This is a genomic window from Oleiphilus sp. HI0067, assembly GCF_001635735.1.
Genome location: NZ_LWFI01000860.1, coordinates 1 through 575 on the forward strand (window position 1 = coordinate 1; position 575 = coordinate 575).

Genomic DNA, 575 nt, shown 5'->3' on the forward strand with positions numbered 1-575 from the left:
GGTTAATGAAGATACATAGACAATTTGCATTCTTGATATTACCTGTAATCTTGCGCAGTGCTTGAGACATCAAACGCGCTTGTAAGCCAACGTGGGAATCACCCATGTCACCTTCGATTTCAGCACGCGGCGTAAGTGCTGCAACGGAGTCAACGATAATGACATCGACCGCTCCAGATCGAACTAGCATGTCTGCGATCTCTAAAGCTTGCTCACCAGTATCTGGCTGTGACACCAATAGTTCATCCACATTAACACCTAGCTTTTCGGCATAGATGGGGTCTAGTGCGTGTTCAGCATCAACAAATGCACAAGTCTTTCCTTGCTTTTGGGCTTCAGCAACAACTTGAAGCGTCAGCGTTGTTTTGCCAGAGCTCTCAGGGCCATAAATTTCAACGATACGACCGTAAGGCAAGCCACCTATACCCAAAGCGATATCTAAACCGAGTGACCCAGTAGAGACTGACGGGATCAACTCACGTGGTTGATCACCCATTTTCATCACTGCACCTTTACCAAATTGCTTTTCAATTTGAGATAACGCAGCGTTTAACGCTTTTTGTTTATTGCCTTCC

At 45.7% G+C, this 575-nt stretch carries 1 protein-coding gene; it reads right to left on the reverse strand.

All coding sequences use genetic code 11. From position 1 onward, the window contains the following. A partial coding sequence (gene recA / locus A3739_RS09195) for a recombinase RecA (RefSeq protein WP_068501093.1) occupies positions 1 to 575 on the reverse strand: 575 nt, incomplete at both ends.